Origin of the sequence: Streptomyces sp. NPDC048659 (genome assembly GCF_040650575.1) — a bacterium.
GTDB lineage: Bacteria > Actinomycetota > Actinomycetes > Streptomycetales > Streptomycetaceae > Streptomyces.
The window spans coordinates 34,548-48,875 of sequence record NZ_JBEZHM010000058.1 but is presented as its reverse complement, the minus strand read 5'-3'; the positions used below and the strand labels follow the sequence as shown (position 1 = coordinate 48,875).

The 14,328-nt window shown below is 74.1% G+C and carries 13 protein-coding genes; 8 read left to right on the top strand and 5 right to left on the bottom strand.

The features are described 5' to 3' along the window. Positions 1–118: Mov34/MPN/PAD-1 family protein (locus AB0C99_RS32365; protein ID WP_362482855.1), on the bottom strand; the 118-nt coding region annotated here is incomplete at its 3' end. Between the two features lie 51 nt (positions 119–169). Between AB0C99_RS32365 and AB0C99_RS32360 the strand changes: the two genes are divergently transcribed. The 7 genes from AB0C99_RS32360 to metK all read left to right on the top strand — a co-directional run bounded on the left by AB0C99_RS32360 (position 170) and on the right by metK (position 6,585). After that, positions 170–1,093: a dihydroorotate dehydrogenase electron transfer subunit gene (locus AB0C99_RS32360; protein ID WP_362482846.1), complete on the top strand. Its 924-nt coding sequence runs from the start codon at positions 170–172 to the stop codon at positions 1,091–1,093. After that, on the top strand, positions 1,090–2,109 hold the full coding sequence (locus tag AB0C99_RS32355; RefSeq protein ID WP_362482843.1) for a dihydroorotate dehydrogenase: 1,020 nt from the start codon (positions 1,090–1,092) through the stop codon (positions 2,107–2,109). Before AB0C99_RS32360 ends, AB0C99_RS32355 begins: the two co-directional genes overlap by 4 nt. A 387-nt stretch (positions 2,110–2,496) precedes the next feature. Continuing rightward, entirely contained in the window at positions 2,497–2,820 is a 324-nt protein-coding gene (locus tag AB0C99_RS32350; RefSeq protein ID WP_030693098.1) for an integration host factor, read from the top strand. Positions 2,821–2,882: 62 nt separating this feature from the next. Continuing rightward, complete coding sequence (gene gmk / locus AB0C99_RS32345) at positions 2,883–3,446, top strand: guanylate kinase (RefSeq protein WP_362482840.1); 564 nt, start codon at positions 2,883–2,885, stop codon at positions 3,444–3,446. Positions 3,447–3,474: 28 nt separating this feature from the next. Beyond that, on the top strand, positions 3,475–3,744 hold the full coding sequence (rpoZ, locus tag AB0C99_RS32340) for a DNA-directed RNA polymerase subunit omega (protein WP_362482837.1): 270 nt from the start codon (positions 3,475–3,477) through the stop codon (positions 3,742–3,744). A gap of 129 nt (positions 3,745–3,873) precedes the next feature. Continuing rightward, positions 3,874–5,082 carry a bifunctional phosphopantothenoylcysteine decarboxylase/phosphopantothenate--cysteine ligase CoaBC gene (gene coaBC, locus AB0C99_RS32335; RefSeq protein ID WP_362482834.1) on the top strand — a complete coding sequence of 403 codons (1,209 nt, stop codon included), beginning with the start codon at positions 3,874–3,876 and terminating at the stop codon, positions 5,080–5,082. A 294-nt stretch (positions 5,083–5,376) separates the two neighbouring features. Beyond that, on the top strand, positions 5,377–6,585 hold the full coding sequence (metK, locus tag AB0C99_RS32330; protein ID WP_362482831.1) for a methionine adenosyltransferase: 1,209 nt from the start codon (positions 5,377–5,379) through the stop codon (positions 6,583–6,585). A gap of 80 nt (positions 6,586–6,665) precedes the next feature. Here metK and AB0C99_RS32325 read toward each other — a convergent pair whose 3' ends face one another. The 4 genes from AB0C99_RS32325 to AB0C99_RS32310 are packed head-to-tail and all read right to left on the bottom strand — an operon-like array spanning position 6,666 to position 11,781. Continuing rightward, positions 6,666–7,811, bottom strand: a complete 1,146-nt coding sequence (locus tag AB0C99_RS32325) for a hypothetical protein (RefSeq protein ID WP_362482828.1) — start codon at positions 7,809–7,811, stop codon at positions 6,666–6,668. A 34-nt stretch (positions 7,812–7,845) separates the two neighbouring features. Continuing rightward, positions 7,846–9,756 (bottom strand): hypothetical protein, encoded by a 1,911-nt coding sequence (locus AB0C99_RS32320; RefSeq protein ID WP_362482825.1) that lies wholly within the window; start codon positions 9,754–9,756, stop codon positions 7,846–7,848. Further along, positions 9,753–10,496: a TIR domain-containing protein gene (locus tag AB0C99_RS32315; RefSeq protein ID WP_362482822.1), complete on the bottom strand. Its 744-nt coding sequence runs from the start codon at positions 10,494–10,496 to the stop codon at positions 9,753–9,755. The genes AB0C99_RS32320 and AB0C99_RS32315 overlap by 4 nt, the downstream gene beginning before the upstream one ends. After that, on the bottom strand, positions 10,489–11,781 hold the full coding sequence (locus AB0C99_RS32310) for a helix-turn-helix transcriptional regulator (protein ID WP_362482819.1): 1,293 nt from the start codon (positions 11,779–11,781) through the stop codon (positions 10,489–10,491). The genes AB0C99_RS32315 and AB0C99_RS32310 overlap by 8 nt, the downstream gene beginning before the upstream one ends. Before the next feature lie 179 nt (positions 11,782–11,960). Here AB0C99_RS32310 and AB0C99_RS32305 point away from each other — a divergent pair, with 179 nt between their 5' ends. After that, positions 11,961–14,099 carry a primosomal protein N' gene (locus AB0C99_RS32305; RefSeq protein WP_362482816.1) on the top strand — a complete coding sequence of 713 codons (2,139 nt, stop codon included), beginning with the start codon at positions 11,961–11,963 and terminating at the stop codon, positions 14,097–14,099. Positions 14,100–14,328 lie beyond the last annotated feature (229 nt).

The following is a 14,328-nucleotide window of genomic DNA, read 5'->3' as shown; positions in this document are numbered from 1 at the left end:
TGCCGACCGGACCGGCGACCACGCCGCATGCCTCGTCGGGGTGGTCCGCGCGGGAGTGTTCCACGATCTGGTCGTACAGGGCCCGGGTGATGGTCCCGGCCCGCCGCCACGCGGGCAGCGTGGAGAGCGGACGCGCCCGCCCGGGGCGCGGAGCAGGAACGGAGCGGACGTGGCGCGGCCCGTACAGACCCCCGCCGAGGTACTCGGCATCGAACCGGCCGGGGCCTACCACCGGCTGCTGCTGCGGGCCCCCGGTGTCGCGGCGGCCGTCCGCCCCGGCCACTTCGCCACGCTGGGCATCGGCGGCCGCGACTCCGCCATGCCGCTGCGGCGCGCCTTCTCGATCCACCGGGCCGACCCGGCCGCCGACACCATCGAGCTGATCTTCGCCGAGCACGGCCGGGGCACCCGCGCGCTCGCCCGGCACCGGCCCGGCGACACCGTCGACCTGGTCGCGCCGCTCGGCACCCCCTTCCCGCTCGCCGACGGGCCCGAGGCGGCCGTGCTGGTCGCCGGGGGCTACGGCAGCGCGCCCATGTTCGCGCTGGCCGAGGCGATCCTCGCGCGCGGCGGCACGGTCGGCTTCGTCCTGGGCGCCGCCACCGCCGACCGCCTCTTCGGCGTGGCCGAGGCCCGCGCCCTGACCCCGCACGTCGCCGTGGTCACCGACGACGGCTCGTACGGCGAGCGGGGCCGGGTCACCGATCCGCTGGCCGCCATGGTCCGGGCCGTCGGCGCCGGTGTCGTCCACTCCTGCGGGCCGATGCCCATGCTCCGCGCGGTGACCGAGGTGGCCGTCGCTGCGGGCGCCCGCAGCCACACCGCCGTCGAGGAGGCGATGGCCTGCGGCTTCGGCGTCTGCATGACCTGCGTACTCCCGGTGGCCGGCCCGGACGGGACCACCCGCCTGGTCCGCTCCTGCACCGAGGGCCCGGTCTTCGACGGCACGACCGTCCGCTGGTCGGAGGCGGGCGTCCCGGGGCCGGCGGCCTCGCCAGCGACATCGACACCAATGCCGACGCCCCTGTCGCCGTCACTGCCCCCGTCCCCGTCCACCGAGTCCCGGGACGCCCGGGGAGGAGCCCGCGCATGAACGCCCCCGTCCAGCCCCCCGTCGCCGCCCGCACCGCCGCCCGCACCCTCACCCGTATCACCGCCCTGGACCCCGCCGCCGTCGACATGGCGGCCCCGCTGGGCGCCTCCGTCACCCTCCCCAACCCCGTGAGCACCGCCTCCGGCTGCGCGGGATACGGCCGGGAGCTCGCCGCCTTCGTGCCGCTCGGCGAGCTCGGCACCCTCACCACCAAGACCGTCATGCTCCGGCCCCGGCAGGGCCGCCCCACCCCGCGCATGGCGGAGACGCCCAGCGGCATGCTGAACTCCATCGGCCTCCAGGGCTCCGGCGTCGACCACCTGGTGGCCCGCGAGCTGCCCTGGCTGGCCGAGCGCGGCGCGCGCGTGCTGGTGTCGGTGGCGGGGGAGCGGCCCGAGGAGTTCGCCGAGGCGGCGGCCCGGCTCACCGGCGCGCCCGGGGTGGTCGGGGTGGAGGTCAACATCTCCTGCCCCAACGTCGCCAACCGCGGCCTGGTCTTCGCCGCCGACCCGGACTCCGCCCACGAGGTGGTCGCCGCGGTACGGGCGGCCACCGACCCGGCGCTGCCGGTCTACGCGAAGCTCACCCCGGACGTCACCTCGATCGTCGACGTGGCGGCGGCGTGCGTGGCGGCGGGCGCCGACGGCCTCTCCATGATCAACACGCTGCTCGGCATGCGGATCGACCCCGTCACGCTCCGGCCCGCCCTCGCCGGCGTCACCGGCGGCCTGTCCGGCCCCGCCGTCCGCCCGGTCGCGGTGCGCTGCGTCCACCAGGTGTACGCGGCGATGCGGCGCGGCGACTTCCGCGCCGTCCCGATCCTCGGCATGGGCGGGATCACCTCGGGCGCCGACGCCCTGGAGTTCGTCCTCGCGGGCGCCTCGGGTGTCGCGGTCGGCACCGCGATCTTCACCAACCCCTCGGCGCCGCTCGACGTGCTCCGGGAGCTGCGCCGGGAGCTCGCGGAACGCGGATTCGGCTCGTTCCGGGACGCCGTGGGATACGCGCACCGCTGATCCGGTGACGCTGCGGTGACGGACCGGTGGCGCTGCGGAGCCGGTCCGCCCTGATCCGGCGCCGACACGCCACCGCCCGCGCGGCGGCCGGGCGCCTGGCGAGCGCCGGATCGGACGGTGTTCCCGAACACATCTCGGACGCCGGTCGACGACTCCTTGGCGGAATCCTTACCGAAATCCGGGGCGATTTGTCTTAAAAGCCCGATCCGATGGATGCTGACCTGGAGTTTTCGTCTGTTCTCGCTGACTGGAGCGGCCATGGCCGCTAGTCTCCGGGGCAGAGTCGGCGTTCGGCGTACTCCACGTCGGTCGCTGCTCCACTGGTGTGTGGCGCGCAGCTTCCCACCGGTCCGTATCCGACAGTTCGACATCCGAGGTGACGTAGGCGTGGCTCTTCCGCCCCTTACCCCTGAACAGCGCGCAGCCGCGCTCGAAAAGGCCGCCGCGGCTCGCCGGGAGCGGGCCGAGGTCAAGAATCGACTCAAGCACTCCGGCGCATCCCTCCACGAGGTGATCAAGTCCGGCCAGGAGAACGACGTCATCGGCAAGATGAAGGTCTCCGCCCTGCTGGAGTCGCTCCCGGGCGTGGGCAAGGTCCGCGCCAAGCAGATCATGGAGCGCCTGGGCATCTCCGAGAGCCGCCGGGTCCGTGGCCTCGGCTCCAACCAGATCGCCTCCCTGGAGCGCGAGTTCGGCAGCACCGGCGCCTGAACGGCGGACCGTGCCCGTGACACGCGTCCCGGGCACCCCGGTGAAGCTGGAATAATCGCTGCATGGCAGCAGAGGTACGTCCGCGGCTGACCGTGCTCTCCGGCCCCTCAGGGGTGGGCAAGAGCACGGTCGTCGCTCATATGCGCAAGGTCCACCCCGAGGTCTGGCTCTCGGTGTCGGCCACGACACGAAAGCCCCGCCCCGGCGAGAAGCACGGCGTCCAGTACTTCTTCGTGACGGACGACGAGTTCGACAAGCTGATCGCCAACGGCGAGCTCCTCGAATGGGCCGAGTTCGCGGGCAACCGCTACGGCACCCCGCGCGGCGCGGTGCTCCAGCGCCTGGAGGCCGGCGAGCCGGTCCTCCTGGAGATCGACCTCCAGGGCGCGCGCCAGGTGAAGGAGTCCATGGACGACTCCCAGCTGGTCTTCCTGGCCCCGCCGAGCTGGGAGGAGCTGGTCCGCCGGCTCACCGGCCGAGGCACCGAGTCGCCCGAGGTGATCGAGCGCCGGCTGGCGGCCGCGAAGGTCGAGCTGGCCGCCGAGTCGGAGTTCGACACCACGCTTGTCAACACCTCGGTCGAGGACGTCGCCCGCGAGCTGCTAACGTTGATGAACGTTGTCTGATCTTTTTTCCATCTTCGGAAGGTAGAGCGTGTCCTCTTCCATCACCGCGCCCGAGGGCATCATCAACCCTCCGATCGACGAGCTGCTCGAGGCGACCGACTCCAAGTACAGCCTCGTGATCTACGCGGCCAAGCGCGCGCGTCAGATCAACGCGTACTACTCCCAGCTGGGCGAGGGCCTGCTGGAGTACGTCGGTCCGCTCGTCGACACTCACGTCCACGAGAAGCCGCTGTCGATCGCGCTGCGCGAGATCAACGCGGGCCTGCTGACCTCCGAGAAGATTGCGGACCCGGCGTAGCAGAGCACCTGATCGTGTAAGGGTTGTCACCACAGGCCCGGCGGAACATCCGCCGGGCCTGTGGTGTCTCATGGAGCGGTACGTGTCCGAGTACGCGTCCGCATCGGTATGCGGGGAGCAGGGGAAGTCGTGGCCAAGCCGAAGGTCGTCCTGGGTGTGAGCGGTGGCATCGCCGCGTACAAGGCGTGCGAGCTGCTGCGGCGGCTGACCGAGTCCGGCCACGACGTCCGCGTCGTGCCCACCGACTCGGCCCTGCACTTCGTCGGCGCGGCCACCTGGTCCGCGCTCTCCGGCCACCCGGTCTCCACCGAGGTCTGGGACTCCGTGCACGAGGTCCCGCACGTGCGCATCGGACAGGGCGCCGACCTGGTCGTGGTCGCCCCCGCCACCGCCGACATGCTGGCCAAGGCCGCCCACGGGCTCGCCGACGACCTGCTCACCAACACGCTGCTCACCGCCCGCTGCCCGGTGGTCTTCGCCCCGGCCATGCACACCGAGATGTGGGAGCACCCGGCCACCCAGGAGAACGTGGCGACGCTGCGCCGCCGCGGCGCCGTCGTCATCGAGCCCGCCGTCGGCCGGCTCACCGGCGTCGACACCGGCAAGGGCCGGCTGCCCGACCCGGGCGAGATCTTCGAGGTCTGCCGCAACGTGCTGGCCCGCGGCGTCACCGCCCCCGACCTGGCCGGGCGGCACGTCGTGGTCAGCGCGGGCGGCACCCGCGAGCCCCTGGACCCGGTCCGCTACCTGGGCAACCGTTCCTCCGGCAAGCAGGGATACGCGCTGGCCAAGGCCGCCGCCGCGCGCGGCGCCCGGGTCACGCTGGTGGCGGCCAACGCCGCTCTGCCCGACCCGGCCGGCGTCGACGTCGTGCACGTCGGCACCGCCGTCCAGCTGCGGGAGGCGGTCCTCAAGGCGGTCGCCGACGCCGACGCCGTCGTGATGGCCGCTGCGGTCGCCGACTTCCGGCCCGCCGCCTACGCCCCCGGCAAGATCAAGAAGACCGACGACGGCGGCGCCCCGACCATCGAGCTGGTCCGCAACCCCGACATCCTCGCCGAGCTGGCCGCCGAGCGGGCGCTGCCCGGCCAGGTCGTGGTCGGCTTCGCCGCCGAGACCGACGACGTCCTCGCCAACGGGCGCGCCAAGCTGCGCCGCAAGGGCTGCGACCTGCTCGTCGTCAACGAGGTGGGGGAGCGCAAGACCTTCGGCTCCGAGGAGAACGAGGCCGTGGTCCTCGCCGCCGACGGCACCGAGACCCCGGTCCCGTACGGGCCGAAGGAAGCGCTGGCGGAGACGGTCTGGGACCTCGTGCTGCCGCGGCTGCGGGTCTCCTGACGGAGTCGTATGCCCCATCCGTGTGACGTGCGGGGCGGAAGCGACGGCAGGGGCGGTCCGTCAGGGGGGCGGACCGTCCGGTTTCCGTCGCTTCGGCATCCGTAAATCAACGGAAAACGGACAACTCATGGCGCCGAGCCGACCATTTCCGCTCTGCGAGGGGAATCACCTGCCAAGACTCCTGGCCAGATACCCGATCGTGACCGATAGACTGTTCTCGGAACGTCGCGGGGCGCAGCCCCCTGCCGGTCCGCAATCGTCTAGCCAGCAGCCGCTGCAACCCCAGGGAGCGTTGTGTCCCGTCGTCTGTTCACCTCGGAATCCGTCACCGAGGGTCACCCCGACAAGATCGCTGACCAGATCAGTGACACCATCCTCGACGCGCTGCTCAAGGAGGACCCCACCTCCCGCGTAGCCGTCGAGACCCTGATCACCACCGGCCTGGTGCACGTCGCCGGTGAGGTCACCACGAAGGCGTGGGCGGACATCCCCACCCTCGTCCGCAACAAGATCCTCGACATCGGGTACGACTCCTCGAAGAAGGGCTTCGACGGCGCTTCCTGCGGCGTCTCGGTCTCCATCGGGTCGCAGTCCCCGGACATCGCCCAGGGCGTCGACACCGCTTACGAGCAGCGCGTCGAGGGTGACGAGGACGAGCTCGACAAGCAGGGCGCGGGCGACCAGGGCCTGATGTTCGGCTACGCGTCGGACGAGACCCCGGAGCTCATGCCGCTCCCGATCCACGTCGCGCACCGCCTCTCCCGCCGCCTCACCGAGGTGCGCAAGAACGGCACCATCCCTTACCTGCGCCCCGACGGCAAGACCCAGGTCACCATCGAGTACGACGGCGACAAGGCCGTCCGCCTCGACACCGTGGTCGTCTCCTCGCAGCACGCCTCCGACATCGACCTGGAGTCGCTGCTCGCGCCCGACATCCGCGAGTTCGTCGTCGAGCACGTGCTGAAGCAGCTCGTCGAGGACGGCATCAAGCTGGACACCGAGGGCTACCGCCTGCTGGTCAACCCGACCGGCCGCTTCGAGATCGGCGGCCCGATGGGCGACGCCGGCCTCACCGGCCGCAAGATCATCATCGACACGTACGGCGGCATGGCCCGCCACGGTGGCGGCGCCTTCTCCGGCAAGGACCCGTCCAAGGTCGACCGCTCGGCCGCCTACGCCATGCGCTGGGTCGCCAAGAACGTCGTCGCCGCGGGCCTCGCCTCCCGCTGCGAGGTCCAGGTCGCGTACGCGATCGGCAAGGCGGAGCCCGTCGGCCTTTTCGTCGAGACCTTCGGCACCAACACCATCGAGACCGAGAAGATCGAGAACGCCATCGCCGAGGTCTTCGACCTCCGCCCGGCCGCGATCATCCGCGACCTCGACCTGCTCCGCCCGATCTACTCCCAGACCGCCGCCTACGGCCACTTCGGCCGCGAGCTGCCGGACTTCACCTGGGAGCGCACCGACCGCGTGGAGGCCCTGAAGAAGGCCGCCGGCGTCTGATCCACGCCCCCACGGCAGTCCTTCGAAGGCCCGGCACCCCTCACGGGGGGTCGGGCCTTCGCCGTGTCCTGCCGGTCCGGCTACCAGCGCTCGTCGTCCAGGCCGCCGCCCTCGCCGGAGGGACGCTCCGGGCGGCCCGGCCCTTCGCCGTCCGCGAGGTCCGCGTCCTCACCGGGCTGGTCCCCGGCCACCCACGGGTCCTGAAGATCGCGCTCCAGATCGTCGGCCAGTCCCGCCAGCGTCTCGGCCCCGGGCATCCCCGCGGCCATCGCGTCATCGGCCACCCGACGCGCGAAGAGCAGCCACCTCGGATCGTCCTCGTCGAGGTCGTCGACGAGCTTGGCGAGAACAGCGGAGAACGACTCGGCCGCACCCCCGTCCGTCGGCGGCTCGGCCGCCCGGGCGGCCTGCGGCGTCTCGTCCCGCCGGTCCGTGTCGGCCAGGAAACCTTGCAGTCGCTCGGGTACGGGCTCGTCGTTGGCGACCGCGGTGAGCCGGGCGAGCAGCCCGATGTCCGCCACCGCCTTGTCGACGCGGTCGTTGTTCTTGGCCAGCCACCACACCACCGCGCTGCCCGTGGAGGTGAGCACGTCCTTGCCCAGGTAGGCGCGCTTGCTCTGCTCCCACTTGCGCTCGTGCTCCCAGACGGCCTCGTCCTTGCGGACCCCGGCCAGCTTCTCCAGCCGCTCCCGGTCCGCGTCCGAGAGGGTCACCACGAGGTTCTCCGCCATCGCGAGGACCCGCCCCGACGGATCGGGCAGCATCGTCGCCAGCTCGCCGCTGAGCTGATGCTGCACCAGGCTGGCCCGCTGCGGCGGCTGCTCGGCCGTGATCACCCGCGCCCGCGACAGCACGGCGTCCACGGCGAGCCCCGCGCTGCTGACCTCCGGTGACCCGTGCGGCACGTCGACCGGGACCCAGCGGACCAGGGCGGTGACGAGGAAGTCGTAGTCCGGGGAGAGGCTGGGCAGCGCGACATCGCGCACGACCTTCTCCCAGCGCTCGACCGGCGGGATGGGCAGGTCCGGTTCGAGGACGAACTCACGGGGGATGAGTGGTCGCCGTCTGCGCACACCGACGAGCGCACCACCGGCCACGGCGAGGAGCGCGCCGAACGCGGCGGGCCAGGCCCACCAGGGCCAGTGGGTGCAGAGGCCGGTGATCACGATCACCAGGGCGCCGATGAGCGTGAGGAATGCCGTCATGGTCTTGTGACCAGAACTCATGGGGGTGTCTCCGAGACGAGTGTCGGTGAAGTGGTCAGCGCACGGAGCGCAGGCCCTGCGCGGCGTCCAGCCGCCCGCGCAGCCGCCCGCTGCACGGGTGCCGGAGCGACAGGACGTAGAGCCGCGCCGCCGCGGCCGGGCTGGCCCCGGCGGCCCGGGCGAGCACATCGAGCAGCACGTCGCCGTACCGGCGGTCCTCGTCGGCGGCGCTCAGCCATTCCTCCGCCGGCGCCAGCCACCCGGCCTCGGGCCACCGGGTGCACAGGGCGCGCCAGCCCGTGGTGAGCGCGGTGACGACGTCCTGCTGGTCGAGGAGCGGCGGGCGGTCCGCGCGGGGCGCGACGAGGAGGGGCGGGGCGGCGCAGGCGCGGAAGAGAGCGACGTCGGCGGGCCAGCTGTGCTGGGTGAGGCCGCGGGCGAGCCGGTCGAGCATGACCCGGTGGAGCTGCCGGTCCTCCCGTACGAGAGTGAGCAGACGCTGGTCGGCCTTCAGCCCGCGGCCCGCCCGTCGCGCCAGATGGTGGAGGCGGACCAGCGCCTGGTGGGGGTGGCTCACGCTCATGACATCCGCGGAGACGACCACCAGCGCGCGGGCGAGACCCCGTTGGATGTTCGAGTCGGTGGCCCAGGTGTAGACCTGTTGGCGGAATGCCTGCCCCGCTCCTGGATCACTGAGGCCATGGCCGAGGGCCTGGATGGCGGCCTGGACGGTGCGCGGCTCGTCGGAGCCGGTCCACTTCCGCACCGAGGCGAGGAGATGTCCGTGCTGTCCCGTGCGCAGGGTCTGCTCGGCGTACCCGGCGACGAGAGCGTCCCGGTCGTCGGGGCCGAGCGACGGCAGCCGCACGGAGCGTTCCACCCAGATGCGTAAGGGCCGCCAGAGCGCGGGCATATGCGTCCAGAAGTGGGTGCGGACGGCCGCCGCGTAGTCGGGGAGGGCGAAGGAGACGGAGCCGTCAGGGCCGAGTCCGGCCTTGATGGAGCTCAGCCGCTGGAACAGCCACTCGCGCTCCAGCAGGGGGCGGGTGTCGGCGGGATGGCCCACGGCCTTCAGCAGTTCCTCGCCGACGGCGTGGAGCACGTGGGGGCGGCAGCCGGGGAGCATCGACGCGGCGATCAGCAGGGCGCGGTCCGGTGCCGCGTCCAGTGTGTCGACCGCCCCCCGCACGGCCGAGGCAAGCTCGTGCAGGCTTTCGAGGGCGACGGCGCACCAGTCGTCGATGCCGTTCGCCGGGTCGGCCTGCCGGGCCTCGCCGATGAGCCGGGCGAGGCGCGCGATGTCCCTCAGCGGCGGGCCCTCCGCCACGTAGGTGTGAACGGCGGGCGGGAGGTCGTCGGGGCTCTCGGCCAGCGGCGGATCGGCGATCCTCAAGCTCCGCAACAGCACCCGCATACCGCTCGGGCGGACGACGGTGTGCAGCCAGGCCGCCACCTCGTTGCTCAGCGGATGGGCCTGGCGGGGGAGGAGCACCACCAGGTGGCCCCTCCGTTCCCGTACCGCCTGATGGAAGGAGGGCAGCCTGTCGTGGACCTGTTCCCACTTCCGCTGGTCGGCCTCCGTGAGGTCGAGCAGCAGCCGGTCACCGTCGCCGAGGTGCTCGCCCGCCTGGTCCGCCCCGATGCCCTCGTCGGCCAGGAGCTGCCGGGGCGCCCGGACCCCTCCCAGCTTGTGCAGGAGCATCCGGGCCGTGGCGGTGCGCCCGCTGCCCGGGTGCGCGTCGAGCAACAGCGTGCCCTGGCGCTCCAGGCGTTCGTGGGCTTCGGCCATGCCCGTGGGAGGGATGAAGCGTCGGCGCAGCCAGACGAGGTGGTCTTCGGCCAGCGGGCGCAGCGGCGGCGCTCCCGGTGCCGTCCGCTCGTGGAAGGAGTAGTTGTACTGCGGGCCGGAGCCGGCGTGCACGTTTCCGCCCTCGGCCCGCACCCCCGTGAAGAACGGTTCGCTCATCGGCCGTCGGCCTCGTCCCTCTCCGCGCGGCCGAAGCGGTGCGAGATGCCCCCGTGGTTGTCCCCCGCCACGTACGCGGCTCCGTCGCCGGAGAGGGTCGGGCGGTGCGTGTGGTTGTGCTGGGCGCCCGAGCCGCTGTGGACCGGGCCGGTCGGGCCCGAGAACACCGTGCCGATCGAACCGATGTCCCGGCCCTGGAAACTGAAGCCGTTGTTGCCGTCGTGGATCGAGTTCTGCGTGCTGCCCGGGGGCTGCGGGGCCGTCGCGGTCCGGTGCGCGTCACGGGACGCCAGCCGGGGTACGAGCTCGGCCACGGCCTCGCCGATCTCCCGCAGGTCCCGGTCGTGGCTCGCCGAATCGATGCGCAGGGACTGCAGCTCCGCCAGCTCGGCCAGCTCCGACGGCAGGTCCGCCGCGTCGAGCCGGTCCGTGCGGCGGCCCCGGATGACGGGAATCACCGGCACGCCGCAGCGCAGGGCTTCGGCGATCTCGGTCCGGACCCAGTCGTCCTCGTCATGCAGACGCCGGTCACCGGACCAGTCCGGCCCGATGACAGGGAGCAGGACGCTGCTCCGCCGGACATGCGTCAGCAGCTCGTGCGCGAAGTTCTGGCCGGCCCTGATCGACTCGCCGGCGAAGAACGCGGCATCCTCGCCGAAGCGCCGGGTCAGGGACTGGTAGAGGAGCGCGGCGATCTCGTTCCCGTCACCGGTCCGGTAATTGATGAAGATCTCAGACACGCGGTACTGCCTCTCGTACGACGCTGGGATGGACGGTGTCGTGCAGTGCGGCCGTGAGCCGCGGGGTGAGCGCGCGCACGGCGGCGTTTCTGTGGTGCCGGGCGAGGACACGGGAGAGCCGGTGCAGATCGACGCGGATCGTCGCGGAGGCCAGTGCCTCGCCCCCGGCCAGCAGGGGCAGGGCCAGGGCACAGGCGTGGTCCGCCTCGCCCGCCACGGCGTGGGCGAGCGCGCGGCGCGCCCCGTACCGCACCCGGGTGCGCAGGGCGTGCTCGGGGACGCGGGCGACCTCGCGGTCGAGGGCCTCCGCCGCCTGCCGTGGCAGTCCGAGGTCGAGCAGACACCAGCCGGTCGTCATGGCGACCGGGTCGCCGAGGTGGGTGGTGCCGACCACGGGAAGCCCGTCCGATCCGGTGGCCGCGGCCCGGTCGAGCAGGACCCGGGCCCGGTCGAGGGCCCGGAAGCAGGCGTCACGGTCCCCGGCGAGCGCGTGGCCCTGGGCCTCGCGCTGGGCGGCCAGGCCCCGGATGCGATCGGGCGACCGGCCGCTCTGCGCCCCCTGGACGAGCTCGACGGTGGCCTTGGCGTCTCCGCCGTAGAAGGTGATCAGTCCCCGGCGTACGAGGGCGTACGCGGCCAGGTCGCGGTCGCCCGCCGCCTCGGCGAGGCGCACGGCGGCGTCCGTCCACGCGAGGGCGGCCCGGTCGTCGCCGCTTTCCTGGGCCATCCAGCCCGTGAACTCGGCGTACCGGGAGGCGAGCACGTACAGGCCCCGCGCCGTGCGGCTTCCGGAGGCGCGGGCGAGCTCGGGCAGCGTACGGGCCTGGGCGGCGACCGAGGGCAGGACGAGCGAGGCCGGGGCGGTCTGGCCGAGCCGCCGGAACTCGCCGAGCAGGGCCTGTACGCCGTCCAGTAGTGGCCCGCCGACGGCGTCCGCCATCCGGCCGGGGTCCGGCACCGGCGCCGGGTTCGTCGGAGCGGCCGGGGCCCCCGGCGGCGTCGCGGCGAGCGTGAGAGCCGAGGCCGCGCCGGCGGTCATCACCAGCCGGCGGCTCGGCCGTGCCGTGCGCGGCGTGTACGGGACGAGCGCGGCGAGTTCGCCGCCCGCCCCGACGGCGCCGTCACACAGCCGGGCCAGCTCCGGCGTCGGCTGCTGCCGCCCCGTCTCCACCTTGCTCAACTGCCCCTTGCTGTAGTGCACCCGCGTCGCGAGGCCGTCCAGCGTCATTCCCGCCGCCAGCCGTCGCCGGCGCAGCTCGGGGCCGAATCTCGATAAGCCGTCCACCGTCGCTCCCCTTCTCTTTCCGCGTGACAGCCTGGGTCCGGGCGTGAATCGGCGACAAGGCGGTCGGAGCTGTTTCACGTTTCCATCTGGCGCGGCGCGGCGGACAGAGCGCCGATCCGGCCAGTGCGTGGCCGGTCCGTGCCGAGGGCTTGTCGGTGCCGTCTGGTAGGTATGAGGCTGTGAGCAGCGAGAACGAGAAGCCCGAGGGGCATGCGGAGCCCGAGCAGCTCGCGCTCATCCGGGAGACCGTGCGGCAGGCCAAGGTGCCGCGGGCCAAGCCGCGGACCTGGCGGGGGGCCGCGCTCGCCAAGGAGCTGCCGGTGGCGCGGGTCGTGGTCAACAAGGGGGTGCTCCACCTCGACCAGTTCTTCGACTACGCCGTGCCCGAGGAGCTCGACGAGGCCGCCCGGCCCGGGGTGCGGGTGCGGGTGCGGTTCGGGGCCGGTGCGCACCAGGTCAGGGGCGGGCGCCGAGAGGGCGGGCGGCTCATCGACGGGTTCCTCGTCGAGCGGCTGGCCCACTCCGACTACTCCGGGCCGCTCGCCGCGCTCGCCGACGTCGTCTCGCCCGAGCCCGTGCTCGGCCCCGAACAGCTCGCCCTCGCCCGCGCCGTCGCCGACCGGTACGCCGGCAGCCTCGCCGACGTGCTCCAGCTCGCCGTGCCGCCCCGCAGCGCCCGCGCCGAGGGCCGCCCCTCGCCCGCGCCGCTGCCCCCGCCGCCCGTCCCCGAGCCGGGGAGCTGGACGCGGTACGAGCGGGGGGCCGCCTTCCTGGACTCCCTCGCGCACGGCGGGGCGCCCCGCGCCGTCTGGAACGCGCTGCCCGGCCCCCACTGGGCCGAGGAGATCGCCCGCGCCGTCGCCGCCACCCTCACCTCCGGCCGCGGCGCCCTCGTCGTCGTCCCCGACGGGCGCGCCGCCGACCGGGTGGACCGGGCCCTCACCGCGCTCCTCGGCGACGGGCGGCACGCCCTGCTGACCGCCGAGGCCGGACCCGAGAAGCGGTACGCCCAGTGGCTCGCCGTGCGGCGCGGCGCCGTCCGGGCCGTCGTCGGCACCCGCGCCGCGATGTTCGCGCCCGTCCGCGAACTCGGCCTCGCCGTCATCTGGGACGACGGCGACGGCAGCCACAGCGAGCCGCACGCCCCCCAGCCGCACGCCCGTGACGTGCTGCTGCTGCGCGCCGCCCACGACCGCTGCGCCTTCCTCCTCGGCTCCACGAGCTGCACCGTCGAGGCCGCCCAGCTCGTCGAGTCCGGCTGGGCGCAGCCGCTCGCCGCCGGGCGCGAGCAGGTCCGGGCCGCCGCCCCGCTGGTGCGGACCGTCGGCGACACCGACCTCGCCCGCGACGAGGCCGCCCGCGCCGCCCGGCTGCCCACGCTGGCCTGGCAGATCGTCCGGGAGGGCCTGAAGACCGGCCCCGTCCTCGTCCAGGTCCCGCGCCGCGGCTACGTGCCCCGGCTCGCCTGCGAGCGCTGCCGCACGCCCGCCCGCTGCGCCCACTGCGCCGGCCCCCTGGAGGCCCCCGAGCAGCAGGCGCTGCACTGCGCCTGGTGCGGGCGCGGCGCCGAGGGCTGGCACTGCTCGGAGTGCGGCTCCGACCGGCTGCGGGCCCAGATCGTCGGCGCCCGGCGCACCGCCGAGGAGCTCGGCCGGGCCTTCCCCGCCGTGCCCGTGCGCACCTCCGGGCGCGACCACGTGCTCGACCGGGTGCCGGGCCGCCCCGCGCTGGTGGTGAGCACGCCCGGCGCCGAGCCCGTCGCCGAGGGCGGTTACGCCGCCGCGCTGCTCCTCGACGGCTGGGCCATGCTCGGCCGCCCCGACCTGCGCGCGGGGGAAGAGGCGCTGCGGCGCTGGATCGACGCCGCCTCCCTGGTCCGCGGCCAGCCGGACGGCGGCACGGTCGTCGTCGTCGCCGAACCGACCCTCCGGCCGGTCCAGGCCCTGGTCCGCTGGGACCCCGTCGGGCACGCCCGGCGGGAGCTGGCCGAGCGGGCCGAGCTGGGCTTCCCGCCGGTCTCCCGGATGGCCGCCGTCGCCGGCCCGCCGGACGCCCTCGCGGGCTTCCTGGCCGCCGCCACGCTGCCGCCCGACGCGGAGATCCTCGGCCCGGTCCCGCTGCCCGTCACCCGCCCCGGCGGCCCGCGCCGCCCCGGCGACACCCCGCCCGGCGAGCAGTGGGAGCGGGCCCTGATCCGGGTCCCGCCCGGCAGCGGCGCCGCCCTGGCCCTGGCCCTCAAGCAGGCACGCGCCGCCCGGCTCGCGCGCGGCGGCGGCGAGCCCGTACGGGTGCGGGTGGACCCGCCGGACATCGGCTGAGGCGGAGGCGGCGCCCACGACGTGGCTGGTCTTCGCCCGGAGGGGCCGTACGGCCGGATGGTCTTCTGTTGAGGCGGTGGCGCCGTCCACGGGGCGGCCGGCTTTCGCCAGGAGGGTCGTACGCCGGACGGCCTTCGGCTGAGGTGGAGGCGTCGCCCACGCGGCGGTCGGTCTTCGCCCGGAGGGCCGTACGCCGGACGGCCATCGGCTGGAGGCCCCGTACGTCCCA